Genomic DNA, 19199 nt, shown 5'->3' with positions numbered 1-19199 from the left:
ACGCTTTTCACTTTGAATGTCTAGATCAACACCATGTTAGATACCAATGAAATTTCAAGCTTCGCACTGCATTTACATTCCCGGCTTTGTCCGCGCAGGCAATAAAAAAGCCGTTGATCATTCACTCGGATGATCAACGGCTCTTCAGTTTTCAATTCAAGATCAGTTACTTAGAAAACTCCGGTCACTCCCACTCAATCGTCGCTGGCGGCTTCCCCGAAATATCATAAACAACGCGATTAATCCCGCGCACTTCATTGATGATCCGGTTCGATACTTTACCGAGCAGGGTATGCGGCAGATGCGCCCACTGCGCCGTCATGAAGTCCAGCGTCTGCACCGCGCGCAGGGCCACGACGTACTCATAGGTACGCCCGTCGCCCATCACGCCCACCGATTTCACCGGCAGGAACACGGCAAACGCCTGGCTGGTCGCCTCATACCAGTTCACCGGCGCCTTGCCGGCGTCGATACCGGCAACCGGCGGCAGTTCGAACGGCGTATTGCGCAGCTCTTCGATGAAGATGGCATCCGCTTCGCGCAGCAGGTCGGCGAATTCCTTTTTCACTTCACCCAGGATGCGCACGCCCAGGCCCGGGCCCGGGAACGGGTGGCGGTAGACCATGCCGTGCGGCAGGCCCAGCGCCACGCCGAGTTTCCGCACTTCGTCCTTGAACAGTTCGCGCAGCGGCTCCAGCAATTTCAGGTTCAGCGTTTCCGGCAGGCCGCCTACGTTGTGGTGGCTCTTGATGGTCTGGCCCTTTTTACCTTTGCCGGCGGATTCGATCACGTCCGGGTAGATCGTGCCCTGGGCCAGCCACTTGGCGTTGGTCAGCTTGCCGGCTTCGACCTGGAACACTTCGACGAATTCGCGGCCGATGATTTTGCGCTTTTGCTCCGGGTCGTTCACGCCGGCCAGGTGGCCGAGGAACTGGTCTTCGGCATCGATGCGCAGCACCTTCACGCCGAGGTTCTTCGAGAACATGTCCATCACCATCTTGCCCTCGTCCTTGCGCAGCAGGCCGTGGTCGACGAACACGCAGGTCAGCTGGTCGCCGATGGCGCGGTGGATCAGGGCTGCGGCCACGCTCGAATCGACGCCACCCGACAGGCCGAGGATGACTTCATCGGTGCCGACTTGGGCGCGGATCTTTTCGACGGCTTCGCCGATGTAGTCGGGCATGTTCCAGTCGGATTTGCAGCCGCAGATTTCGTGCACGAAGCGGCCGATGATGGCTTCGCCTTGGGTGGTATGCGTGACTTCCGGGTGGAATTGCAGGGCGTAGAAGCGGCGCTCTTCGTCGGCCATGGCGGCGACCGGGCAGGAATCGGTGCTGCCCATCAGCTTGAAGCCTTCCGGCATTTCCAGGACCTTGTCGCCGTGGCTCATCCAGACTTTGAGCATGCCGTGGCCTTCGCCAGTGACGAAGTCGTTGATACCTTTCAGGAGCGCGGTGTGGCCGCGTGCGCGCACTTCTGCGTAGCCGAATTCGCGGACTTTGCCGTTCTCGACCTTGCCGCCGAGCTGGGCCGCCATGGTTTGCATGCCGTAGCAGATGCCCAGGACTGGTACGCCGAGTTCGAACACGGCTTGCGGGGCGCGCGGGGAGTCGCCTTCCAGGGTGGAATTGTGGCTGCCCGACAGGATGACCCCGGCGGCGCCGTAGTTGCGGACGAACTCGTCGCTGACGTCGTAGGGGAAGACTTCGGAGAAGACGCCGGCGTCGCGTACGCGGCGGGCGATGAGTTGGGTGACCTGGGAGCCGAAGTCGAGGATGAGGATTTTGGAGTGCATTCAGAGCCAAATAGTAAGAAGTAATCGGGGTCGGGTGGCAAAATTTGCGTCGCGGTCGATCACACGGTGAGACCGCGTGGGCACGGAGTCCGATCGCGGCCCGGCCCACCCTACGAAAAAACGGCCCGCAAAGGGGCCGCTTTCGCTTTATTCCGAACGGTAGTTCGGCGCTTCCTTGGTGATCTGGACGTCGTGGACGTGCGATTCGCGCATGCCCGCCGAGGTGATCTCGACGAATTCCGCTTTTTCGCGCAGTTCGTCGATCGTCGCGCAGCCGCAATAGCCCATCGACTGGCGCACGCCGCCGACCAGTTGATAGATGATCGCGAGCACGCTGCCCTTGTAAGCGACGCGGCCTTCGATGCCTTCCGGGACGAACTTGTCGGCTTTGGCCGAGGCGTCCTGGAAGTAGCGGTCGGCAGAGCCTTCGGCCATCGCGCCCAGCGAACCCATGCCGCGGTAGGACTTGTAGCTGCGGCCCTGGTACAGGATCACTTCGCCCGGCGCTTCTTCGGTGCCGGCAAACATCGAGCCCATCATGACGGTCGAGGCGCCTGCTGCGAGCGCCTTGGAGACGTCGCCCGAGTAGCGAATGCCGCCGTCGGCGATGCAGGGCACGCCGGTCCCAAGCAGGGCTTCGGCCACATTCGAAATGGCCGTAATTTGCGGCACGCCGACGCCGGCAACGATACGGGTGGTGCAGATCGAGCCAGGGCCGATGCCGACCTTGACGGCGTCGGCACCCGCCTCGACCAGCGCCAGCGCAGCGGCCGCGGTAGCGATGTTGCCGCCAATGACGTCCACCTGCGGGTAACGGGTCTTGATCGACTTGACGGTGTCGAGGATGCCTTGCGAGTGGCCGTGCGCGGTATCGACCACCAGCACGTCGACGCCGGCGGCGACGAGCATCTCGACGCGTTCGCGGTCTTTCTCGCCCACGCCGACAGCAGCGCCGACGAGCAGTTTGCCCTGCGCATCTTTCGATGCGAACGGGTGCTCGTGCGACTTCATGATGTCTTTCACGGTAATCAGGCCGCGCAGCTCGAACTCGTCGTTGACGACCAGCACGCGCTCGAGGCGGTGCTTGTTCATCAGGCGCTTGGCTTCTTCGGTGTTCGCTTCCTCGTTCACGTAGACGAGTTTTTCGCGCGGGGTCATTTTGGTGCGGGTCTCGGCGTCGAGGTCTTCTTCGAAACGCAAGTCGCGGTTGGTGATGATGCCGACCACCTGCTTGCCCTCGACAACCGGGAAGCCGCTGAAACCATGCTGGTGCTGAAGGGCGATGACGTCGCGGATCTTCATGTTTGGAGGCACAATGATCGGGTCGCGCAGCACGCCGGCTTCGAAACGTTTTACACGCGCCACTTCACGTGCCTGGTCCGCCGGACGCAGGTTCTTGTGGATGATGCCGATGCCGCCCTCCTGCGCCATCGCGATTGCCAGACGGGCTTCGGTCACGGTATCCATCGCGGCCGAGAGCAGCGGGATATTGAGCGTGATGTTACGCGTCAGCTTGGTGCGAAGGGAGGTGTCGGCCGGAAGAACATTGGAGTAGGCCGGGACGAGCAGCACATCATCGAACGTGAGTGCTTTTTGAAGTAGACGCATAGCATTTTCCTATAGGCGCAAAAGCGAATTATACAGAAAGCCGCGAATCCCGTCGCACGTTGCCTAAAAAAGACCCTTGGGACATCCGTCCATTGACACTCCCCGTGAATCATGGAGAATCACAAGTCGTACTCACAGGAAATATTTAACCATGCTCCAGCCGCTCCGCCCTCGCCTGTTTCGCCTTGCCGCCGCGCTCCTGCTTTGCTGTGCCGGTGCCGCGCAGGCCCAGTTCGTCTGGATCGGCCCGAACGGCACGCGCCAGTATTCGGACCAGCCGCCGCCGCCCGGCACGCCACGCTCGAAAATTTTGAAGGCGCCTGGCCAGCCTGCTCCCGCCCAACTCGCGCCGCCAGCGCCGAGCACGCCCGAGACGGCCACCGACACAGCCAAACCGAAAGGCCCGCCGACCCTGGCCGAGCGCGAAGCCGACTATCGCAAGCGTGCCAAGGCGAAGGAAGATGCCGACCGTAAATCCGAGCAGGAGGCCAAGCAGGCGGCCGCGCGCACGGCCCACTGCGAAAACCTGCGCAAGGACAAGCGCGTGATCGACTCGGGCATCCGCATCGTCGACATCGGGCCGGATGGCAAGCGGCGCTACCTGAATGAGGCCGAACGCGCCGCGCTCAACGAGGCCAACGTGAAGCAGATGGGCGAGTGCCGCTAAGAGCCTATTCCTGTAGGCAGGGGGAAGCTGTTGGCGATGACTGGCAAGCGCGGGCAAGGCGCGAGGAGGCCGCATGGCTAGCCATGCAACGACGAGCAACGCAGCACCCGCTTGCCAGGCGCGCCAACAGCGACTCCGGCCTACAGGAATAGGCTCTAAGTCAGCTGCGCCCGGCCACGCGCTCGATTCGCGGCGGCATCGGCGCGCTGACCACCCGGTTGCGCCCGTCGGCTTTGGCGACATACAAAGCGGCATCGGCGCGCGCCATCATCCCCGCCAAACTTTCTTCTGGCGCCAGCGTGGCCACGCCAATACTCACCGTATAGCTGACCGGTATGGTCATGGGCGCGAGCTGCAGCGAGCGGTCGAGCGCCGTGCGCAGGCGCGCCGCAACGTCCATCGCCGTCAGGTGGCTCGCGTCCGGCAGCAGCACCACAAATTCCTCGCCGCCCAGACGGGCGCAATAATCGATCTTCCTGATCACTTCCTGGGCATGCGTGACAATGTCGCGCAGCACGCGGTCGCCCGTGGCGTGGCCGTGGGTGTCGTTGATGCGCTTGAAGAAGTCGGCGTCGAACACCAGCAGCGAGAGCGGGCTGCCGATGCGCTCGGCGCGTGCGTGCTCGTGCTCGGCGAAGGTGAAGAAGGCGCGGCGCGACCAGGCGCCCGTGAGGTGGTCGTGGTCGGCGGCGTAGGCGGTCTCGCGGATTACCTGGGCGTTGGCCATCATGACTGCGCCCAGGGTCAGGGCCGGCAGCGCCAGGGTGCCGATCGCGAAGAACACCAGGTTATAGATGGCCGGGTCGAGGAAGCTCAGCGGATTACCCACTTGCATGGCGTAGAAAGCGCCGCGGCAGGCGTGCACGCTGCCGAGCACGAAGGCGGCGCGGCGCGTGAACAGGAAGGCGTAGCGCAGGCGCGGTTCGATTGACGCGGGAATGGTGCGGCCGATGGCGAGGTACATGCCGGCATGGAAGACCGAGACGATCACGGTGCGCATTGCCAACGATTCGACCTGGTAATGGAAGTAGGCGACGCCGGCCGTGGCCGCCAGGATGCTGGTCAGGAGAATGCGCGTGGGTACCGGCAAGGCCAGGTGGCGGCGGAAACCCGCCAGCATCAGCGCAGCCGAGCCAAGGAAGAGCCCGTTGGCCGCTTCGACCGAGAGCAGGTCGGGCAGGATGCCGCGTGAAGCGAACAGCAGCAGCGCGAGGATGGCGAGCGCATTGGCCTGCCCCCATTCGCGGATGCCGATGACATTGCTGCCACGTAGCGAGGTCAGCACGAACAGCATAACCACCGACAAGGCGGTCGTCACCAACAAGAGACTCAGGACACTCAGCATCGGGCAATCTTAGCAAAGAATGCCGCGCGCACGACACTCAGTTAGAACACTGTGACTACAGACAGTGGTTCAAGCAGCAGACTGGGACGCGGCGGATTCTTTTTTGGCGGCGCGCTTGCGGCGCGAATCCTTGGGATCGGCCACCAGCGGACGGTAGATCTCGATGCGGTCGCGCGGGCGCAGGACTGTCTCGAGCGTTTTCTTCTTGGCGAAGATACCGACCGGCTGGGTCACCAGGTTGATGTCGGCGAAGGCGGCGAGCACGCCGCTGGCCTCGATCGCCTGGCCGATGGTCGTGCCCGGCTCAACCTCCAGCGCCTGCAGGTATTCCCGGGTGGGCGTGGCATACGCGACGACGACCTGGAACTTTTCAGCCACGAGTTCAGCCATATACCGTCTCGGCCCGCTTGCAGAAGGAGTCGACCATGCTGTTGGCGATCATCCCGAACACGGGACCAACGAGCTGCTCGAGGATAATGCTGGAGAATTCGTAGTGCATGTCGAAATCGATCTTGCAGGCGTCGGCGCGCAGCGCCTTGAAGTTCCAGGTGCCTTCCAGCATCTTGAACGGACCGTCGACCAGGTGCATCTTCATTTGCACCGGGCGAACGTTGTGGTTCGAGGTGGTGAAGCTCTGCTTGACGCCGTGGAAGTTGATCGCGAGGTTGGCGACGAGCTTGTCGTCGGCGCGCTCGAGGATCTTCACGCCGCTGCACCACGGCAGGAACTTCGGATAATCTTCCACTTTCGCCACCAGATCGAACATCTGTTCCGCGCTATAGCCCAATAAAACTGATTTGTGCACTACTGCCATTGGTCAACCGTTTGTTATGATGTTGGACAAGTTGCAATCTGCGCCCTTCCCGGGCGCGACAGCTGTAGTTTAACCGACCCGGGGATTTTCGCTATTTCATGAGCATCGCTGACAACAAAAAAGCATTTTTCGACTACTTCATCGAGGACCGCTACGAAGCGGGAATCGTGCTCGAGGGCTGGGAAGTCAAAGCCATTCGCGACGGACGCGTGAACATCAAGGAAGCCTATGTCGTCGTGCGCGGCGACGAGCTCTTCCTGTTCGGCTGCCACGTGAGTGCGCTCTCGACCACCTCCGCCTTCAGCCACCCCGAAGCCCTGCGCACACGCAAGCTGCTGCTGCACCGCGCAGAAATCGACAAGCTGCGCGGCAAGGTCGAACGTTCGGGCTATACGCTCGTGCCGCTCAACCTGCATTACAAGGGCGGGCGCGTGAAGTGCGAAGTGGGCCTGGCCAAAGGTAAAAAGCAGCACGACAAGCGCGCCAACGAGAAGGACCGCGACGCCAAGCGCGAGGTGCAGGCGGCGATGAAGACCAACAAGCGTTGATTTGTCGGCGCGGTATGCGCACGTGCGTTGAACGCGTGGGCGGGGAACCCGCCCACCCTACGGGTCAAGCACAAGCGTATCCGAAAAGCGTTTAGCAGGATGTAGGGTGGGCGGGTCTCCCGCCCACGCGTTCAACCGGCCCTGGCGAATCACGCCAGCTTGCTCGCCCGCCAAGCCCCAAAACTGAGCACCAGCCCCACCCCCACCCCGCAGGCCAGCTTGAAGGCGCTGTCGAACAGCACCGGCGCCACCAGCCCCGACACCAGCGCAAACGACATCATCTGGATGAACCCCAGCATCGACGAGGCCAGCCCGCGGTTGTCCGGGAACAGCCCCAGCGCGCTCATCTGGATGGCCGGCATCGCCACCGCCAGGCCAAAGGTATAGATCGCCAGCGGCAGCACCGCCCACGGTATCGCCGCCGGGAAGAAGGCGTTGTAGCCGATATTGACCACCGCCGCCACCAGCATGGTGCCGAAGCCGATCCACTTCAGGCGCCCCGGCGCCATGCTGGCGGCGCGCTTGCCGCCCCAGGCCGAGCCCAGCACCATGCCGCCGATCAGCGGGATGAACATCCAGGCAAAGGCCGTCTCCGGCAGCCCGAGGATCACCATCACAAAGTTCGCGGCCGAGCCGATATACAGCGACAGGCCGCCGAAGGCCATGCCCACCGCCAGCGACAAGAGTAAAAACTGCGGGTGCTTGAGCACCTTCAGGTAATTGCGCGCGATCGTGCCCGGATGGAAGGCTTGGCGCTTTTCGACCGGCAGGCTCTCGGGCAGCAGGCGCAGCGTCAGCACGATCAGGAGGATGCCGAAGGCGGCCAGGAAGTAAAAGGTCGAGCGCCAGCCGAAGTGGACGTGCAGCCAGCCGCCCACGATCGGGGCGATGGCCGGCGCCAGGCCGAACACCATCATCATGTTCGACATCATCTTCTGGGCCTGGGCGCCGCTGAAGCGGTCCTGCACCACGGCCTGCCCGACCACCGTACCGGCGCCGGCCGACAGGCCCTGCAGCGCGCGGAAGGCCAGCAGCCAGCCGAAGGTGGGCGCGAAGGCCGCGCCGATCGAGCCGATCGTGTAGAGCACGAGCGCCACCAGGATCACGCGGCGCCGGCCGAAGGAGTCCGACAGGGTGCCGTAGAACAGCATCATGAAGGCGAAGGTGAACAGGAAGACCGACAGCGTCTGCTGCACGGCCACTGGGCCGACGCCGAATTCGCGGCCGATGGCGGGCATCGAGGGCAGATAGGTATCGATGGCGAGTGCGCCGGCCATGCCCAGGCAGGCCAGCACGACGGTGAGGGTTCTGTACATCGGATGCTTTCAAAACGAGGCGCGCGGCAACAAGCGGCGTGCGGGGCAGCGATTGTACCGAGTTTCCATCGCCCATGCCTGAGCCCGCCCCGGTTCGGCGGCTTCGCCTGCTTGAAGTCGGCGCCGGCTTGCCTAGACTGAAGGTATCCGCAGTCCACACCCAGCGACCGCGGAACTCTGGCGGCCCGCCATCGCCAACCCACGGCAATGCCGGTCCGAACGCGTTTCAAACACTTTGTGAAGGAACCATCATGCGTTCGCTAACTCTTCTGCTTCCCGCATCCCTGCTCGTGCTGGCCTCGAGCACGGGTGCCCAGGACCTTCCCTACCCCCGCACCGATACCGGTACCGAGGCGATATCGACCGTGTCGGTGCGCGCGCCTGCCAAGACGGTCCGGATCTGGCCCGACCAGGCCCAGACCATTCGCGGCACCTATGCCATTTCGAATGGCTGGAACATGAAAGTGAGCACCGCGGCGCGCCACATCGACGCCGCCATCGACGACCAGAAGCCGCTGCGGCTGTTCGCGGTCGGCCCCTACCAATTCGCTTCGCCTGACGGCAACGTGAACATGGAATTCAACCGGGGCAGCTGGGGCGAAGACGTGGTAATGAGCTACCGGCCCGACCCGAGCCTGGCGCAGGTCATCGTCATCTCCTCGGAGGTGGCCCAGCGCTGAGACGGGCGACCCTGCCGCTGTCGCAACTGCGATACGAAAAATCGCGCCGCCCCTGCGAATCTGAGTCATGTCACGGCGATCTGGCTTTTTCGAAAGCCAGATCGTTTCGTGATGCACGCTGCATGGACCTTGTGCTTGGCGAGCCCTGCCCTAGACTCAAATTACCGCAATCCAGTAGCTGCCTGATCGGCGTTGCGGCACGCCGGCGCACCGGCAGCACGCTGCTGCGCCGGGTTCATCCTGCACTGTGAAGGAACGATCATGCGTCCCCTGTCCTGCCTGCTTTCCGCTCCCCTGTTCTTGCTCGCTTCCAGCGCCCTCGCCCAGACCACCCCCTATCCGCAACCCGCTCCCGAACCGATATCGACGGTGCAGGTGACCGCCCCTGTCAAGGCCTTGCTGATCTTCCCTGACCAGGCCGAACAGCTCGATGCGAGCTATGCGATGTCGAACGGCTGGCGCATGAACGTGAAGCCTTCGAAGCGCTCCATCAGCGCGGTGATCGACAACCAAAGGCCGATCCGCCTGGTCCAGGTAGATCGCGACAAGTTCGTCTCGGGCGACGGCAAGGTCACCATGCAGTTCAACCTCGGGGAATCGGGCGATGACATGCTGTTGAGCTATGTTCCTGGACAGGACCTGGCGCAAGTCATCGTCGTCTCGTCGCGGATCGCGCAGCGCTGACCCGGCTTGCAGTTAGTCGCGCAGCGACATGCCGAAACGTTCGAAGCGCGGCCCCCAGTTGTCCAGCATGTCGGCCGACACCAGCACCCGCTCGGCGCGGCCGATCAGCAGATTGCGCGGCACGAAGCCGATATAGCGCGAATCGGCGCTGTTGTCGCGGTTATCCCCGAGCATCATGTACTGGCCGGGCGGTACTGTCACCGGGCCGAAGTTGCGGGCCGGCGTCTGCACCTGCGGAATGAACTGGATGCGCCGCGCATGGCCGTCGAAGTGTTCGGACAGGCGCAGCGCCGGGACCTCGCCCTGCCCGGCCGGCTCCATCACCTGCTGCACGGCGTCGTACCGGGCCCGGCGGCCATTGATGATCAGGAGCTCGTTGCGCAGTTCGACCACGTCGCCGGGCAGCGCGACCAGGCGCTTGATCAGGCGCGTGCCGTCGGTGGGCGAACTGAAGGTGACGACATCGCCGCGCTGCGGCTCGCCGGTCTCCGTAATAACGCGGTCCGTCAGCGGGACCTTGAGGTTGAAGGCCAGGCGGTTGACGAAGACGACGTCGCCTTCGAGCAGGTTGGGCCGCATCGAGGACGAGGGAATCGGGTTCCAGTCCGCGACCGCCGTTCGGAACACGCCGAACAGCAGCATGAACAAAATAAATCCCTTGTTGGCGCGGATGAAGCCCTTCATTGCAGTCTCCCGGTGTGGTGTGGTGTGGTAGGTAGCCACCTTATACCGGGCGATACTTTGGCAATGCTTAAGCCTTTGGCAACTTAAGGAAGTCTTCAGTCATCGCCGGCGCAGGCCGTACCAGGCCCCGGCGATGACCGGCGCGCCGAGCGCGAAAGCGGACACGATGTCCCAGATCCCGTCGCCCAGCAGCGCGCTGACGAGACCAATCGTGGTCAGCACGCCGAGCAGGACCGGCATGAACCACAGCTGCATGGCGCCGCCTTTCATGGCCGTTCTCCCGAACGCGCCAGCGTTGGAGTCGGCGTGCCGGCCGCTCCCGTGACGGCCGCCGCATGCCGCTTCACCGCGCGCCCGCGCTGCACCCACAGGTACAAGCCGCTGCCCAGCACGATGATGGTCGCGACATCGAGCAGCGCCCACAGGAACTGCATCCAGCCGCCGCCATAGTCGCCGAAGTGCAGCGGCTGCGAGATCAGCAAGGCGGTCAGGTACCAGGGCAGGTCGCGCTGGTCGGTGATGTCGCCGGTCTGGGCGTCGATCAGCACCGGCTTGTACAGGCGCGACGAGAAGGCTTCGTTGCCGCGCATGTAGACGCCGTAGTGATGGGGACTGGCGAACGGCGTTCCGGGGAAGGCCACGAAGGCCACCGCCATGCCAGGGGCGGCGGCTTCCGCACGCTTGACGGCCGCGTCCATCGACGCCAGCCTGGCCGGCGGCGCGGCGCCCTTGTAGGGTTCGAGCATGTCGGCGATCTCGGTCGCCTGCCAGTATTTCAGCAGCACGTCGGCCCAGGTGTTGACCATCCCGGTCGCGCCCACGACCAGGGCCCAGACCAGGGTCACGATGCCCAGCAGGTTGTGCAGGTCGAGCCATTTCAGCCGGCTGGTCCTGCCGTGGCGCACGGTGCCGAATTCGAGCTTGCGCATGAAGGGCGCGTACAGCACCACCCCGCTGACGATGGCGACGATCAGCAGCAGCCCCATGAAGCCGAGGAAGAGTTTACCGGGCAGGCCGGCGAACAGGTCGACGTGCAGGCGGAACATGGTCGACATGAAGGCGCCGCCTTCGAAGGCGGGCTCGGTGATGACTTTCGCGGTGCGCGCGTCGACCGCAATCGGCTTGTAGTCTTCGTCGGTCGGATGGTCGCCGAGGGTCACGTTCCAGATGTCCGGCTCGTCCGCCTCCTGCGACATGTACATCATGATCTTGGACGGGTACAGGGCGCGGCCTGAGGCGATCACGTCGTCGAGGTTGGCACGGGACGCACCCGGCCCGAGCACGGGCGCCTCGACGTCGTTGCCCAGCAGGTGGCCGATTTCGTGGTGGTAAATCAGCGGCAGGCCCGTCAGGCACAGCAGGAGCATGAAGACGGTGCAGACCAGGCTGCTCCATTTGTGGATCCAGCTCCAGCGGCGTAGGGATTGCGATGACATGGGATGCGGTTTCCAGGATGAGCCCAGATAATAATGGTTCTCATTTACAGCTGCAAGCGTTTGGGTTCATAATAATGATAATTATTCTCATTTGACTTGAACAACCATGATCCAGCCCCGCTTCTCCCTCACTCCCCTCGCCCTCGCCGCCGGCCTGTTCGCTGCCGGCCACGCTACGGCGCAAACCGTGCCAGACACCACCGGCCAGCCGATCCAGACCGTCGTCGTCACCGCCTCGGCCGACGCTTCCGCCCAGGGCCTGCCCAGCGACTACGCCGGCGGCCAGGTGGCGCGCGGCGGCCGCCTCGGCTTGCTCGGCAATGTCGACATGATGGACACGCCTTTCAACACCACCAATTACACGCACGCGCTGATCCAGGACCAGCAGGCCAAGAGCGTGGCCGACGTGGTGCAGAACGACCCGTCGGTGCGCGTGGCGCGCGGCTTCGGCAATTACCAGGAGCTGTACGTGATCCGCGGCTTCGCGGTCAATTCGGACGACCTGGCCTATAACGGCCTGTACGGCCTGCTGCCACGCCAGTTCGTCGCCTCCGAACTGCTCGAGCGCGTCGAAGTCTTCCGCGGCGCGAACAGTTTCGTGAATGGCGCGGCGCCCGGCGGCGGCGGGATCGGCGGCATGATCAACCTGCTGCCCAAGCGCGCGCCGAATGCGCCTCTGAACCAGGTCACGCTCGGCAGCGAGAGCAGCGGCCAGGTGTATGGCGCAGTCGACATCGGCCGCCGCTTCGGCCCCGAGAACCGTGCCGGCCTGCGCGTGAACGCCGTGCGGCGCGAGGGCGAAACGGCGGTCGACGCCGAAGAGCGCGAACTGTCCGTGTTCTCGGTCGGCGCCGACTACCGGGGCCAGGGCTTCCGGGTCTCGGCCGACGCCGGCTACCAGAACCACAAGTTAGAGAACGCGCGTCCGAGCGTCACCGTGGACCAGGGCGTGGCGATTGTCGCCGCGCCGCGCGCCAGCAGCAACTGGGGCCAGCCATGGACCTACTCGAAGGAACGCGACACCTTCGGCACCCTGCGTGCCGAGGCTGACCTGGGCGGCGATGCGGTGGCCTGGGCGGCATTGGGCGCGCGCAAGGGCAACGAGGCGAACGTGCTGGCGCAGGTGACGGTCGGTGCGGCAAACGGCGACGGCAACCTCAGCCGCTTCGACAATGTGCGCGAAGACAGCGTCCAGACGGGCGAACTCGGCGTGCGCGGCTCCCTCTTTACCGGTCCCGTGAAGCACTCGCTGGCGGCGACGGTGTCGGGCTTTCATTCCGAATCGAAGAACGCCTATGCCTTCAGCCTGGGCCAGCCGAACAATCTCTACCGGCCAGTCCCCGTGGATGCGCCGGCCTTCTTCCCCTGGCCGGACGGCGGCGACATGAACGCGCCGCGCGTCACGCGCAAGACCGTGTTGTCCAGCGCGGCCGTGGCCGACACGCTTTCCTTCGCCCAGGACAAGGTGCTGGTCACCCTCGGCCTGCGCCACCAGCGCATCCGCGACTACGGCTACAACTACCAGACCGGCAGCGAACTGACCCAGTACGAGGAAAGCGCGAACACACCAGTGGCCGCCATCGTCTATAAACCGGTCAAGGGCGTGTCGCTGTACGCGAACTATATCGAGGCGCTGCAGCAGGGCCCCGAGGCCGCCGCCGGCGCCACCCCCATCGACAACCAGGGCGCCGTCTTCGCGCCCTACCGCTCGCGCCAGAAGGAAATCGGCGTCAAGGTCGACACCGGCAAACTGGGCATGAGCGCGGCCCTGTTCGTCACGGCGCAGCCGAGCGCCTTTGTGCAGGACGGCCACTTCGGCGTGTTTGGCGAGCAGCGCAACCGCGGGGTGGAACTGTCTGTGTTCGGCATGCCGGCCAAGGGCCTGCGCCTGCTGGGCGGCCTGACCCTGCTCGACGCCGAGCAGCGCGAGACCCAGGGCAATATCAACGAAGGAAATGAGGCCATCGGCGTGCCGCGCTCCCAGTTCAACCTGGGCGCGGACTGGAGCGTGCCGGGCATGCCGGGCCTGTCGCTCAACGCCCGCACGCTCTACACCGCCAAGCAATACGCCGACGGCGCCAACCAGCAGCATCTGCCGTCCTGGACGCGCCTGGACATCGGCGCCACCCTCATGACGCGCGCCTTCGAGTGCGACGTGACCCTGCGTGCGCGGGTCGACAATGTCGCCAACCGCAGTTACTGGGCTTCGGCAGGCGGTTATCCGGGGGCGGGCTATCTGGTGGCGGGTGCGCCGCGGACGTTGACCTTCTCGGGGTCGGTCGACTTCTGATTGCGGCGTTGATGTAGAGTGGGCACGAGTGCCCACTCTACGATAGTGAGGCTCAGTGCGGCCTTGCCTCGTCCTTGACGGCCGCCATGGCCATCTTCTCCACCATCCCCGGCGCCAGCAGTTTCAGTAGGCGCCCGAGCTTGCCCTTGGACGTCATCACGACTTCGCGCTTGCGCCCATTCATGCCCTCGATGATGAGGCGCGCGCATTCTTCCACGCTCATCGCACCCTCTTCCTTCAGCGAGCTCTTACCGAGCGGCTCGCCCTGGGCGTTGAAGCCGCGGTAGCGGATCTGAGTAGCGACCACGCCCGGATAGGCAGTCGTCACGCTCACGCCCGCGCCTTTGACTTCCGCCCGCAGCGCCTCGAAAAAGCCCGTCATCGCGAACTTGGTGGCGCTGTAGGCCGTGCGTCCCGGCACGCCGATCAGGCCCGCCAGCGAGGACACCGCCACGATGCTGCCGCGCGCCGTTTTCAGGTGCGGCAGGGCCGCCTGCGTGCACCAGACCGCGCCCCACAGGTTCACCCGCATCAGCTCTTCGTACCAGCCGAGGTCCTCGACCTCTTCGAAGAGGGCATGCGCCGAGCGCCCTGCATTGTTGACCAGCGCGTCGATGCGCCCGAAGCGCTCGACCGCGCTGATGACGAGGCGCCGGCACTGGATCTGCACCGAGACGTCGGTCGGCACCGCCAGCGCCTGCGCGCCATGCGCCACGCATTCGGCGGCGACCGCTTCCAGCTGGGCAGCGTTGCGCGCCGCCAGCACCAGTGCGACGTTGGCGCCCTCTTTCGCCGCCAGCTGGCGCGCCATCTCGGCGCCGATGCCGTCCGAGGCGCCGGTAATTACGATAACGCGCTTCATTTCTGGGCCTTCACGATCTGCAGCGCGCTGGCAATCAGCCCGCTCATCTCGCCCAGGTTAGCCGGCACGATGATCGAATTATTCGTCTTGGCAAGCTTGCCGAAGGCGTCCACGTAATGCTCGGCCACGCGCAAATTCATCGCGTCTTCGCCACCCGGTTCGCGGATAGCCGCGCCAACCTGGCGCAGCGCGGTGGCGCTTGCTTCGGCCAGCGCGACGATGGCGCTCGCTTCGCCCTGGGCGCGGTTGATGGAGGCCTGGCGCTCGCCTTCGGAGCGGGCGATCGAGGCTTCGCGTTCGCCGCTGGCGATGTTGATCTGTTCCTGGCGCCGGCCTTCGGAGGCGGCGATCAGCGCGCGCTTTTCGCGCTCGGCGGTGATCTGGCGCTGCATCGAGTGCAGGATCTCGGCCGGCGGCGTCAGGTCCTTGATCTCGTAGCGCAGCACTTTCACGCCCCAGTTCGCGGCCGACTCGTCGATCGCGTTGACGATGGTGGTGTTGATGTGGTCGCGCTCTTCAAAGGTCTTGTCGAGTTCCATCTTGCCGATCACCGAGCGCAGCGTGGTTTGCGCGAGCTGGGTGATGGCCTGGACATAGTTCGAGGCGCCGTAGGAAGCGCGCATGGCGTCCGTGACCTGGTAATACAGGATGCCGTCGACCTGCAGCTGGGTGTTGTCCCGCGTGATGCAGACCTGGGGCGGCACGTCGAGCGGGATTTCCTTGAGCACGTGCTTGTAAGCGATGCGGTCGATGAAGGGGATCACGATGTTCAGGCCCGGCGCCAGCGTCGCGTGGTATTTGCCGAGACGCTCGACCACCCAGGCATGCTGCTGCGGCACGACATTGATCGTCTTGAAGACGAAGACCATCGCGATGACGAAGATGACGAGCGCGACTATTTCGAACGAGAATTCCATGAGCATCCCTTGTAGATGAGTAATCAATATTAGCGTTGCTTATGAATTCGCGACGATCAAGCGGTTTCCCTGTACCTCGACGATCCGGTATTCCCCCGCTTCGGGCTGCGCACCCGGACCGAGTTCGACATCCCACAGCGCGCCGCGGTACATCACGCGGGCGCGACCTTCCTGCCAGTGCGGCACAGCCACGCGTGCGCCGATGTCGAGATTGACGTTCGGGTCGCGCGTCGCATTGCTCTTGGCCGGCCGCCCGAAACGGCTGCGGTGCAGGACGGCCGTGGCAACCAGGCCGACGCCGGCCGCAACCAGGGTCTGGATCGGCCCGCTCACCCCCAGCATGGCGGCAATGCCGCCGAAGGCCAGTCCGATGGCGATCATCAACAAATAAAAGGTGCCGGTGAACAGTTCGGCAATCACCAGGATTCCCGCCCCCACCAGCCAGTTCATCCAGTCCGACATCTTGCTCTCCCGATCAATCCGACGACAATAACCCGGTAGGTGTTCATCCGCTCTTGCGCGGGGAGAGGACAGGCGACACCGGGGCCTTGGCCTCGGGCGCCTTGCAGGCGCGTTCGCAGCGCTGCCAGGTACTCACGCAAGCTTCCGTGCGCTGGATGCGGCGATTCTGCACCGCCGAGTGTTCCCCCCTGCGCACCGCTTCCGAGGTCGGCGCGCCGGTCTTGGCGGCGGTGCGCGCCAGCTGGTTACGCTCCTGCATCACGAGCAGGCCCTCGCCGTCTTCCGCCGCGAGCTGCTGCACGTCCGCCTTGCAGGCGCGGCGTTCGCTGTCGCAAACCGAGTGGCAGAAACCCGGGTCGGCGGCGAGTACGGTGGTGGAAAGCAGCAGGCCTGTCAAGGCAAGCACGATGGAACCAGGACGCATGGGATTCTCCAGTCGATATGAAAAACCCCCGCCACCGCAGGGGTGGCGAGGGTTTGCAAAAGTCTAACCCGTTCCGACGCCGAGTCAAGCTTTTTGTTGCCTTTGAGCTATTTTAATTCACTTTCATGGCGGCCAGCTTCTGCCAGGTATCGATCACCGAATCCGGGTTCAGCGACATCGACTCGATGCCCTGCTCCACCAGCCACTGGGCGAAGTCCGGATTGTCCGACGGCCCCTGGCCGCAGATGCCGATGTACTTGCCCTGCGCCAGGCAAGCCTTGATCGCCAGCGACAGCATGGCTTTCACGGCCGGATCGCTCTCGTCGAAATCGGCGGCCAGCAGCGGCATGCCGGAATCGCGGTCCAGGCCCAGGGTCAGCTGGGTCAGGTCGTTCGAACCGATCGAGAAGCCGTCGAAGTGCTCGAGGAAGCGCTCCGCCAGGATTGCGTTCGACGGCACTTCGCACATCATGATGACGCGCAGGCCGTTTTCGCCGCGCTTGAGGCCATATTTACCCAGCAGGCCGATGACTTTCTCGGCCTGGCCGAGAGTGCGCACGAACGGAATCATCAGCTCGACATTGGTCAGTCCCATCTCTTCGCGCACGCGTTTCATGGCGATGCATTCCATCTCGAAGGCTTCGGCGAAGTCTTCGGCCAGGTAGCGCGCGGCGCCGCGGAAGCCCAGCATCGGGTTTTCCTCGTCCGGCTCGTAGCGCGAACCGCCGATCAGCTTCTTGTACTCGTTCGACTTGAAGTCGGACAGGCGCACGATGACCGGTTTTGGCCAGAAGGCGGCGGCGATCGTCGCCACGCCTTCCGCCAGCTTGTCGACGTAGAAGGCCTTCGGCGAGGCGTGGCCGCGCGCGACCGACTCGACTGCCTTCTTCAGGTCGGCGTCGATGTTCGGATACTCGAGGATGGCCTTCGGGTGCACGCCGATGTTGTTGTTGATGATGAATTCCAGGCGCGCCAAGCCCACGCCGCCGTTCGGCACCGACTGGAAATCAAACGCCAGCTGCGGGTTGCCGACGTTGAGCATGATCTTGGTCTTGATCGGCGGTAGTTCGCCGCGCGAGACTTCGGTGATCTCGGTTTCCAGCAGGCCGTCGTAGATCTTGCCTTCGTCGCCCTCGGCGCACGACACGGTCACGAAGGTGCCGTCCTTCAGGATATCGGTCGCGTCGCCGCAACCCACAACCGCCGGCACGCCCAGTTCGCGCGCGATGATGGCTGCGTGGCAGGTACGCCCGCCGCGGTTGGTGACGATTGCCGAGGCGCGCTTCATGACCGGTTCCCAGTTCGGGTCGGTCATGTCGGCCACCAGCACGTCGCCCGGCTGCACGCGTTCCATGTCGGCCGGGTCGGTAATCACACGCACTGGACCGGCGCCGATCTTCTGGCCGATGGCGCGGCCGTGGGTCAGCACGGTGCCGGTGCCTTTCAGGCTGAAGCGTTGCTGGGCGTCGGTCGACTTCTGCTGCGACTTCACCGTTTCAGGACGCGCCTGCAGGATGAAGAGTTTGCCGTCGCGGCCATCCTTGCCCCACTCGATGTCCATCGGACGGCCGTAGTGGTTCTCGATGATGACGGCGTATTTTGCGAGTTCGACGACTTCGGCGTCGGTCAGCGAATAACGGTTGCGCAGTTCGATCGGCACGTCGACGGTCTTCACCGAACGGCCGGCCTTGGCTTCGCTGGTAAACTCCATCTTGATCAGTTTCGAGCCGATGTTGCGGCGGATGACGGGCGACTTGCCCAGTTCGAGCATCGGCTTGTGGACGTAGAATTCGTCCGGATTGACCGCGCCCTGCACCACGGTCTCGCCCAGGCCGTAGCTCGAGGTGATGAAGACGACGTCCTTGAAGCCGGACTCGGTGTCGATCGTGAACATGACGCCGGCGGCGCCCAGGTCCGAGCGCACCATGCGCTGCACGCCGGCCGACAGGGCCACTTCCGCGTGGGTAAAGCCTTTATGAACACGGTAGGAGATCGCGCGGTCGTTGTAGAGCGAAGCGAAGACATGCTTCATCGCCTCTAACACGTTGTCGATGCCGACCACGTTCAGGAAGGTCTCCTGCTGGCCCGCGAACGAGGCGTCCGGCAAGTCTTCGGCGGTGGCCGAGGAGCGCACGGCGAAGGACATTTCTGCCGTGGACTCAAGCACCAGGCGCTCGTAGAAGTCGCGAATCTCGTTTTCCAGGCGCGGCTGGAACGGGGTGTCGATGATCCACTGACGGATCTCGGCGCCGGCCACGGCCAGCGAACGCACGTCGTCGATGTCGAGGTGTTCCAGGCGGGTCGCGATGCGCTCGGCCAGGGGCGCGCCGCCATCGATCGAATGCTCGAGGAAGTCGCGGAAGGCCTGGGCCGTGGTGGCGAAGCCGGTCGGCACGCGCACGCCGGCTTCGGCCAGCTGGCTGATCATTTCGCCGAGCGAAGCATTCTTGCCGCCGACCGATTCGACATCGGTCATGCGCAGGCTCTCGAACGGGGCGACGTAGACGCTGGCGCCTTGCTCGGGGTCTTTCAATGCTGCATTAGACAGGTTAGTCATAATAAAACACCTTACTTGATGATAGAAATCTGTACCGGTGCCGGAGGCGAGTGTTCTTGTTATTCTGGTCGCCGTGCAGCACAATGGAAAATCCGTTGCCGAGCATTCTA

The 19199-nt window shown here is 64.1% G+C and carries 19 protein-coding genes; 5 read left to right on the top strand and 14 right to left on the bottom strand.

What is annotated here, in order from left to right:
* Positions 1-184 precede the first annotated feature (184 nt).
* Positions 185-1795 (bottom strand): glutamine-hydrolyzing GMP synthase, encoded by a 1611-nt coding sequence (gene guaA, locus NMB41_RS10895; protein ID WP_494382464.1) that lies wholly within the window; start codon positions 1793-1795, stop codon positions 185-187.
* Positions 1796-1942: 147 nt separating this feature from the next.
* On the bottom strand, positions 1943-3403 hold the full coding sequence (gene guaB / locus NMB41_RS10890) for an IMP dehydrogenase (protein WP_494382463.1): 1461 nt from the start codon (positions 3401-3403) through the stop codon (positions 1943-1945).
* Positions 3404-3554: 151 nt separating this feature from the next.
* Between guaB and NMB41_RS10885 the strand changes: the two genes are divergently transcribed.
* The gene (locus NMB41_RS10885; protein WP_494382462.1) at positions 3555-4070 is read left to right on the top strand and encodes a DUF4124 domain-containing protein; all 516 of its coding nucleotides are present in this window, start codon (positions 3555-3557) and stop codon (positions 4068-4070) included.
* Positions 4071-4230: 160 nt separating this feature from the next.
* On the opposite strand, the gene NMB41_RS10880 is transcribed toward NMB41_RS10885, so the two are convergent.
* From NMB41_RS10880 to NMB41_RS10870, 3 genes are all read right to left on the bottom strand, one after another.
* The gene (locus tag NMB41_RS10880; protein WP_494382461.1) at positions 4231-5415 is read right to left on the bottom strand and encodes a GGDEF domain-containing protein; all 1185 of its coding nucleotides are present in this window, start codon (positions 5413-5415) and stop codon (positions 4231-4233) included.
* A gap of 69 nt (positions 5416-5484) precedes the next feature.
* Positions 5485-5805 (bottom strand): RnfH family protein, encoded by a 321-nt coding sequence (locus NMB41_RS10875; RefSeq protein ID WP_494382460.1) that lies wholly within the window; start codon positions 5803-5805, stop codon positions 5485-5487.
* Positions 5798-6229, bottom strand: coding sequence for a type II toxin-antitoxin system RatA family toxin (locus NMB41_RS10870; protein WP_494382459.1), 432 nt, complete (start codon positions 6227-6229; stop codon positions 5798-5800). Before NMB41_RS10870 ends, NMB41_RS10875 begins: the two co-directional genes overlap by 8 nt.
* A 98-nt stretch (positions 6230-6327) precedes the next feature.
* On the opposite strand from NMB41_RS10870, the gene smpB reads away from it, so the two are divergent.
* Positions 6328-6777, top strand: coding sequence for an SsrA-binding protein SmpB (gene smpB, locus NMB41_RS10865; RefSeq protein WP_494382458.1), 450 nt, complete (start codon positions 6328-6330; stop codon positions 6775-6777).
* A gap of 149 nt (positions 6778-6926) precedes the next feature.
* Here the strand turns inward: smpB and NMB41_RS10860 are convergent, their stop codons facing one another.
* Positions 6927-8093 (bottom strand): multidrug effflux MFS transporter, encoded by a 1167-nt coding sequence (locus tag NMB41_RS10860; protein WP_494382457.1) that lies wholly within the window; start codon positions 8091-8093, stop codon positions 6927-6929.
* A 251-nt stretch (positions 8094-8344) separates the two neighbouring features.
* Here NMB41_RS10860 and NMB41_RS10855 point away from each other — a divergent pair, with 251 nt between their 5' ends.
* Positions 8345-8773, top strand: a complete 429-nt coding sequence (locus NMB41_RS10855; RefSeq protein ID WP_494382456.1) for a hypothetical protein — start codon at positions 8345-8347, stop codon at positions 8771-8773.
* A 261-nt stretch (positions 8774-9034) separates the two neighbouring features.
* Positions 9035-9457: a hypothetical protein gene (locus NMB41_RS10850; RefSeq protein WP_494382455.1), complete on the top strand. Its 423-nt coding sequence runs from the start codon at positions 9035-9037 to the stop codon at positions 9455-9457.
* Positions 9458-9469: 12 nt separating this feature from the next.
* On the opposite strand, the gene lepB is transcribed toward NMB41_RS10850, so the two are convergent.
* From lepB to NMB41_RS10835, 3 genes are all read right to left on the bottom strand, one after another.
* Complete coding sequence (gene lepB / locus NMB41_RS10845) at positions 9470-10141, bottom strand: signal peptidase I (RefSeq protein ID WP_494382454.1); 672 nt, start codon at positions 10139-10141, stop codon at positions 9470-9472.
* 99 nt (positions 10142-10240) lie between these two features.
* On the bottom strand, positions 10241-10411 hold the full coding sequence (locus NMB41_RS10840) for a hypothetical protein (RefSeq protein WP_494382453.1): 171 nt from the start codon (positions 10409-10411) through the stop codon (positions 10241-10243).
* The gene (locus tag NMB41_RS10835; RefSeq protein WP_494382452.1) at positions 10408-11577 is read right to left on the bottom strand and encodes a PepSY-associated TM helix domain-containing protein; all 1170 of its coding nucleotides are present in this window, start codon (positions 11575-11577) and stop codon (positions 10408-10410) included. The genes NMB41_RS10840 and NMB41_RS10835 overlap by 4 nt, the downstream gene beginning before the upstream one ends.
* Positions 11578-11683: 106 nt before the next feature.
* Here NMB41_RS10835 and NMB41_RS10830 point away from each other — a divergent pair, with 106 nt between their 5' ends.
* On the top strand, positions 11684-13867 hold the full coding sequence (locus NMB41_RS10830; protein WP_494382451.1) for a TonB-dependent receptor: 2184 nt from the start codon (positions 11684-11686) through the stop codon (positions 13865-13867).
* A 52-nt stretch (positions 13868-13919) separates the two neighbouring features.
* Here NMB41_RS10830 and NMB41_RS10825 read toward each other — a convergent pair whose 3' ends face one another.
* The 5 genes from NMB41_RS10825 to ppsA all read right to left on the bottom strand — a co-directional run bounded on the left by NMB41_RS10825 (position 13920) and on the right by ppsA (position 19008).
* On the bottom strand, positions 13920-14729 hold the full coding sequence (locus tag NMB41_RS10825) for an SDR family oxidoreductase (protein ID WP_494382450.1): 810 nt from the start codon (positions 14727-14729) through the stop codon (positions 13920-13922).
* On the bottom strand, positions 14726-15646 hold the full coding sequence (locus NMB41_RS10820; protein WP_494382449.1) for an SPFH domain-containing protein: 921 nt from the start codon (positions 15644-15646) through the stop codon (positions 14726-14728). Before NMB41_RS10820 ends, NMB41_RS10825 begins: the two co-directional genes overlap by 4 nt.
* A 39-nt stretch (positions 15647-15685) precedes the next feature.
* Entirely contained in the window at positions 15686-16108 is a 423-nt protein-coding gene (locus NMB41_RS10815) for an NfeD family protein (protein WP_494382448.1), read from the bottom strand.
* A 43-nt stretch (positions 16109-16151) separates the two neighbouring features.
* Complete coding sequence (locus NMB41_RS10810) at positions 16152-16532, bottom strand: hypothetical protein (protein ID WP_494382447.1); 381 nt, start codon at positions 16530-16532, stop codon at positions 16152-16154.
* Between the two features lie 112 nt (positions 16533-16644).
* Entirely contained in the window at positions 16645-19008 is a 2364-nt protein-coding gene (gene ppsA, locus NMB41_RS10805) for a phosphoenolpyruvate synthase (RefSeq protein WP_494382823.1), read from the bottom strand.
* Positions 19009-19199 lie beyond the last annotated feature (191 nt).

The sequence above is a fragment of the Massilia sp. FBCC-B171 genome (assembly GCF_059134155.1).
The sequence above is the reverse complement of the archived record's forward strand: the minus strand, read 5'-3'. Positions and strand labels throughout refer to the sequence as shown.

Excerpts from the sequence above, each read along its gene's own strand:
- guaA (WP_494382464.1), bottom strand. The coding sequence starts at position 1,795 with ATGCACTCCAAAATCCTCATCCTCGACTTCGGCTCCCAGGTCACCCAA.
- guaB (WP_494382463.1), bottom strand. The coding sequence starts at position 3,403 with ATGCGTCTACTTCAAAAAGCACTCACGTTCGATGATGTGCTGCTCGTC.
- NMB41_RS10885 (WP_494382462.1), top strand. The coding sequence starts at position 3,555 with ATGCTCCAGCCGCTCCGCCCTCGCCTGTTTCGCCTTGCCGCCGCGCTC.
- NMB41_RS10880 (WP_494382461.1), bottom strand. The coding sequence starts at position 5,415 with ATGCTGAGTGTCCTGAGTCTCTTGTTGGTGACGACCGCCTTGTCGGTG.
- NMB41_RS10875 (WP_494382460.1), bottom strand. The coding sequence starts at position 5,805 with ATGGCTGAACTCGTGGCTGAAAAGTTCCAGGTCGTCGTCGCGTATGCC.
- NMB41_RS10870 (WP_494382459.1), bottom strand. The coding sequence starts at position 6,229 with ATGGCAGTAGTGCACAAATCAGTTTTATTGGGCTATAGCGCGGAACAG.
- smpB (WP_494382458.1), top strand. The coding sequence starts at position 6,328 with ATGAGCATCGCTGACAACAAAAAAGCATTTTTCGACTACTTCATCGAG.
- NMB41_RS10860 (WP_494382457.1), bottom strand. The coding sequence starts at position 8,093 with ATGTACAGAACCCTCACCGTCGTGCTGGCCTGCCTGGGCATGGCCGGC.
- NMB41_RS10855 (WP_494382456.1), top strand. The coding sequence starts at position 8,345 with ATGCGTTCGCTAACTCTTCTGCTTCCCGCATCCCTGCTCGTGCTGGCC.
- NMB41_RS10850 (WP_494382455.1), top strand. The coding sequence starts at position 9,035 with ATGCGTCCCCTGTCCTGCCTGCTTTCCGCTCCCCTGTTCTTGCTCGCT.
- lepB (WP_494382454.1), bottom strand. The coding sequence starts at position 10,141 with ATGAAGGGCTTCATCCGCGCCAACAAGGGATTTATTTTGTTCATGCTG.
- NMB41_RS10840 (WP_494382453.1), bottom strand. The coding sequence starts at position 10,411 with ATGAAAGGCGGCGCCATGCAGCTGTGGTTCATGCCGGTCCTGCTCGGC.
- NMB41_RS10835 (WP_494382452.1), bottom strand. The coding sequence starts at position 11,577 with ATGTCATCGCAATCCCTACGCCGCTGGAGCTGGATCCACAAATGGAGC.
- NMB41_RS10830 (WP_494382451.1), top strand. The coding sequence starts at position 11,684 with ATGATCCAGCCCCGCTTCTCCCTCACTCCCCTCGCCCTCGCCGCCGGC.
- NMB41_RS10825 (WP_494382450.1), bottom strand. The coding sequence starts at position 14,729 with ATGAAGCGCGTTATCGTAATTACCGGCGCCTCGGACGGCATCGGCGCC.
- NMB41_RS10820 (WP_494382449.1), bottom strand. The coding sequence starts at position 15,646 with ATGGAATTCTCGTTCGAAATAGTCGCGCTCGTCATCTTCGTCATCGCG.
- NMB41_RS10815 (WP_494382448.1), bottom strand. The coding sequence starts at position 16,108 with ATGTCGGACTGGATGAACTGGCTGGTGGGGGCGGGAATCCTGGTGATT.
- NMB41_RS10810 (WP_494382447.1), bottom strand. The coding sequence starts at position 16,532 with ATGCGTCCTGGTTCCATCGTGCTTGCCTTGACAGGCCTGCTGCTTTCC.
- ppsA (WP_494382823.1), bottom strand. The coding sequence starts at position 19,008 with ATGACCGATGTCGAATCGGTCGGCGGCAAGAATGCTTCGCTCGGCGAA.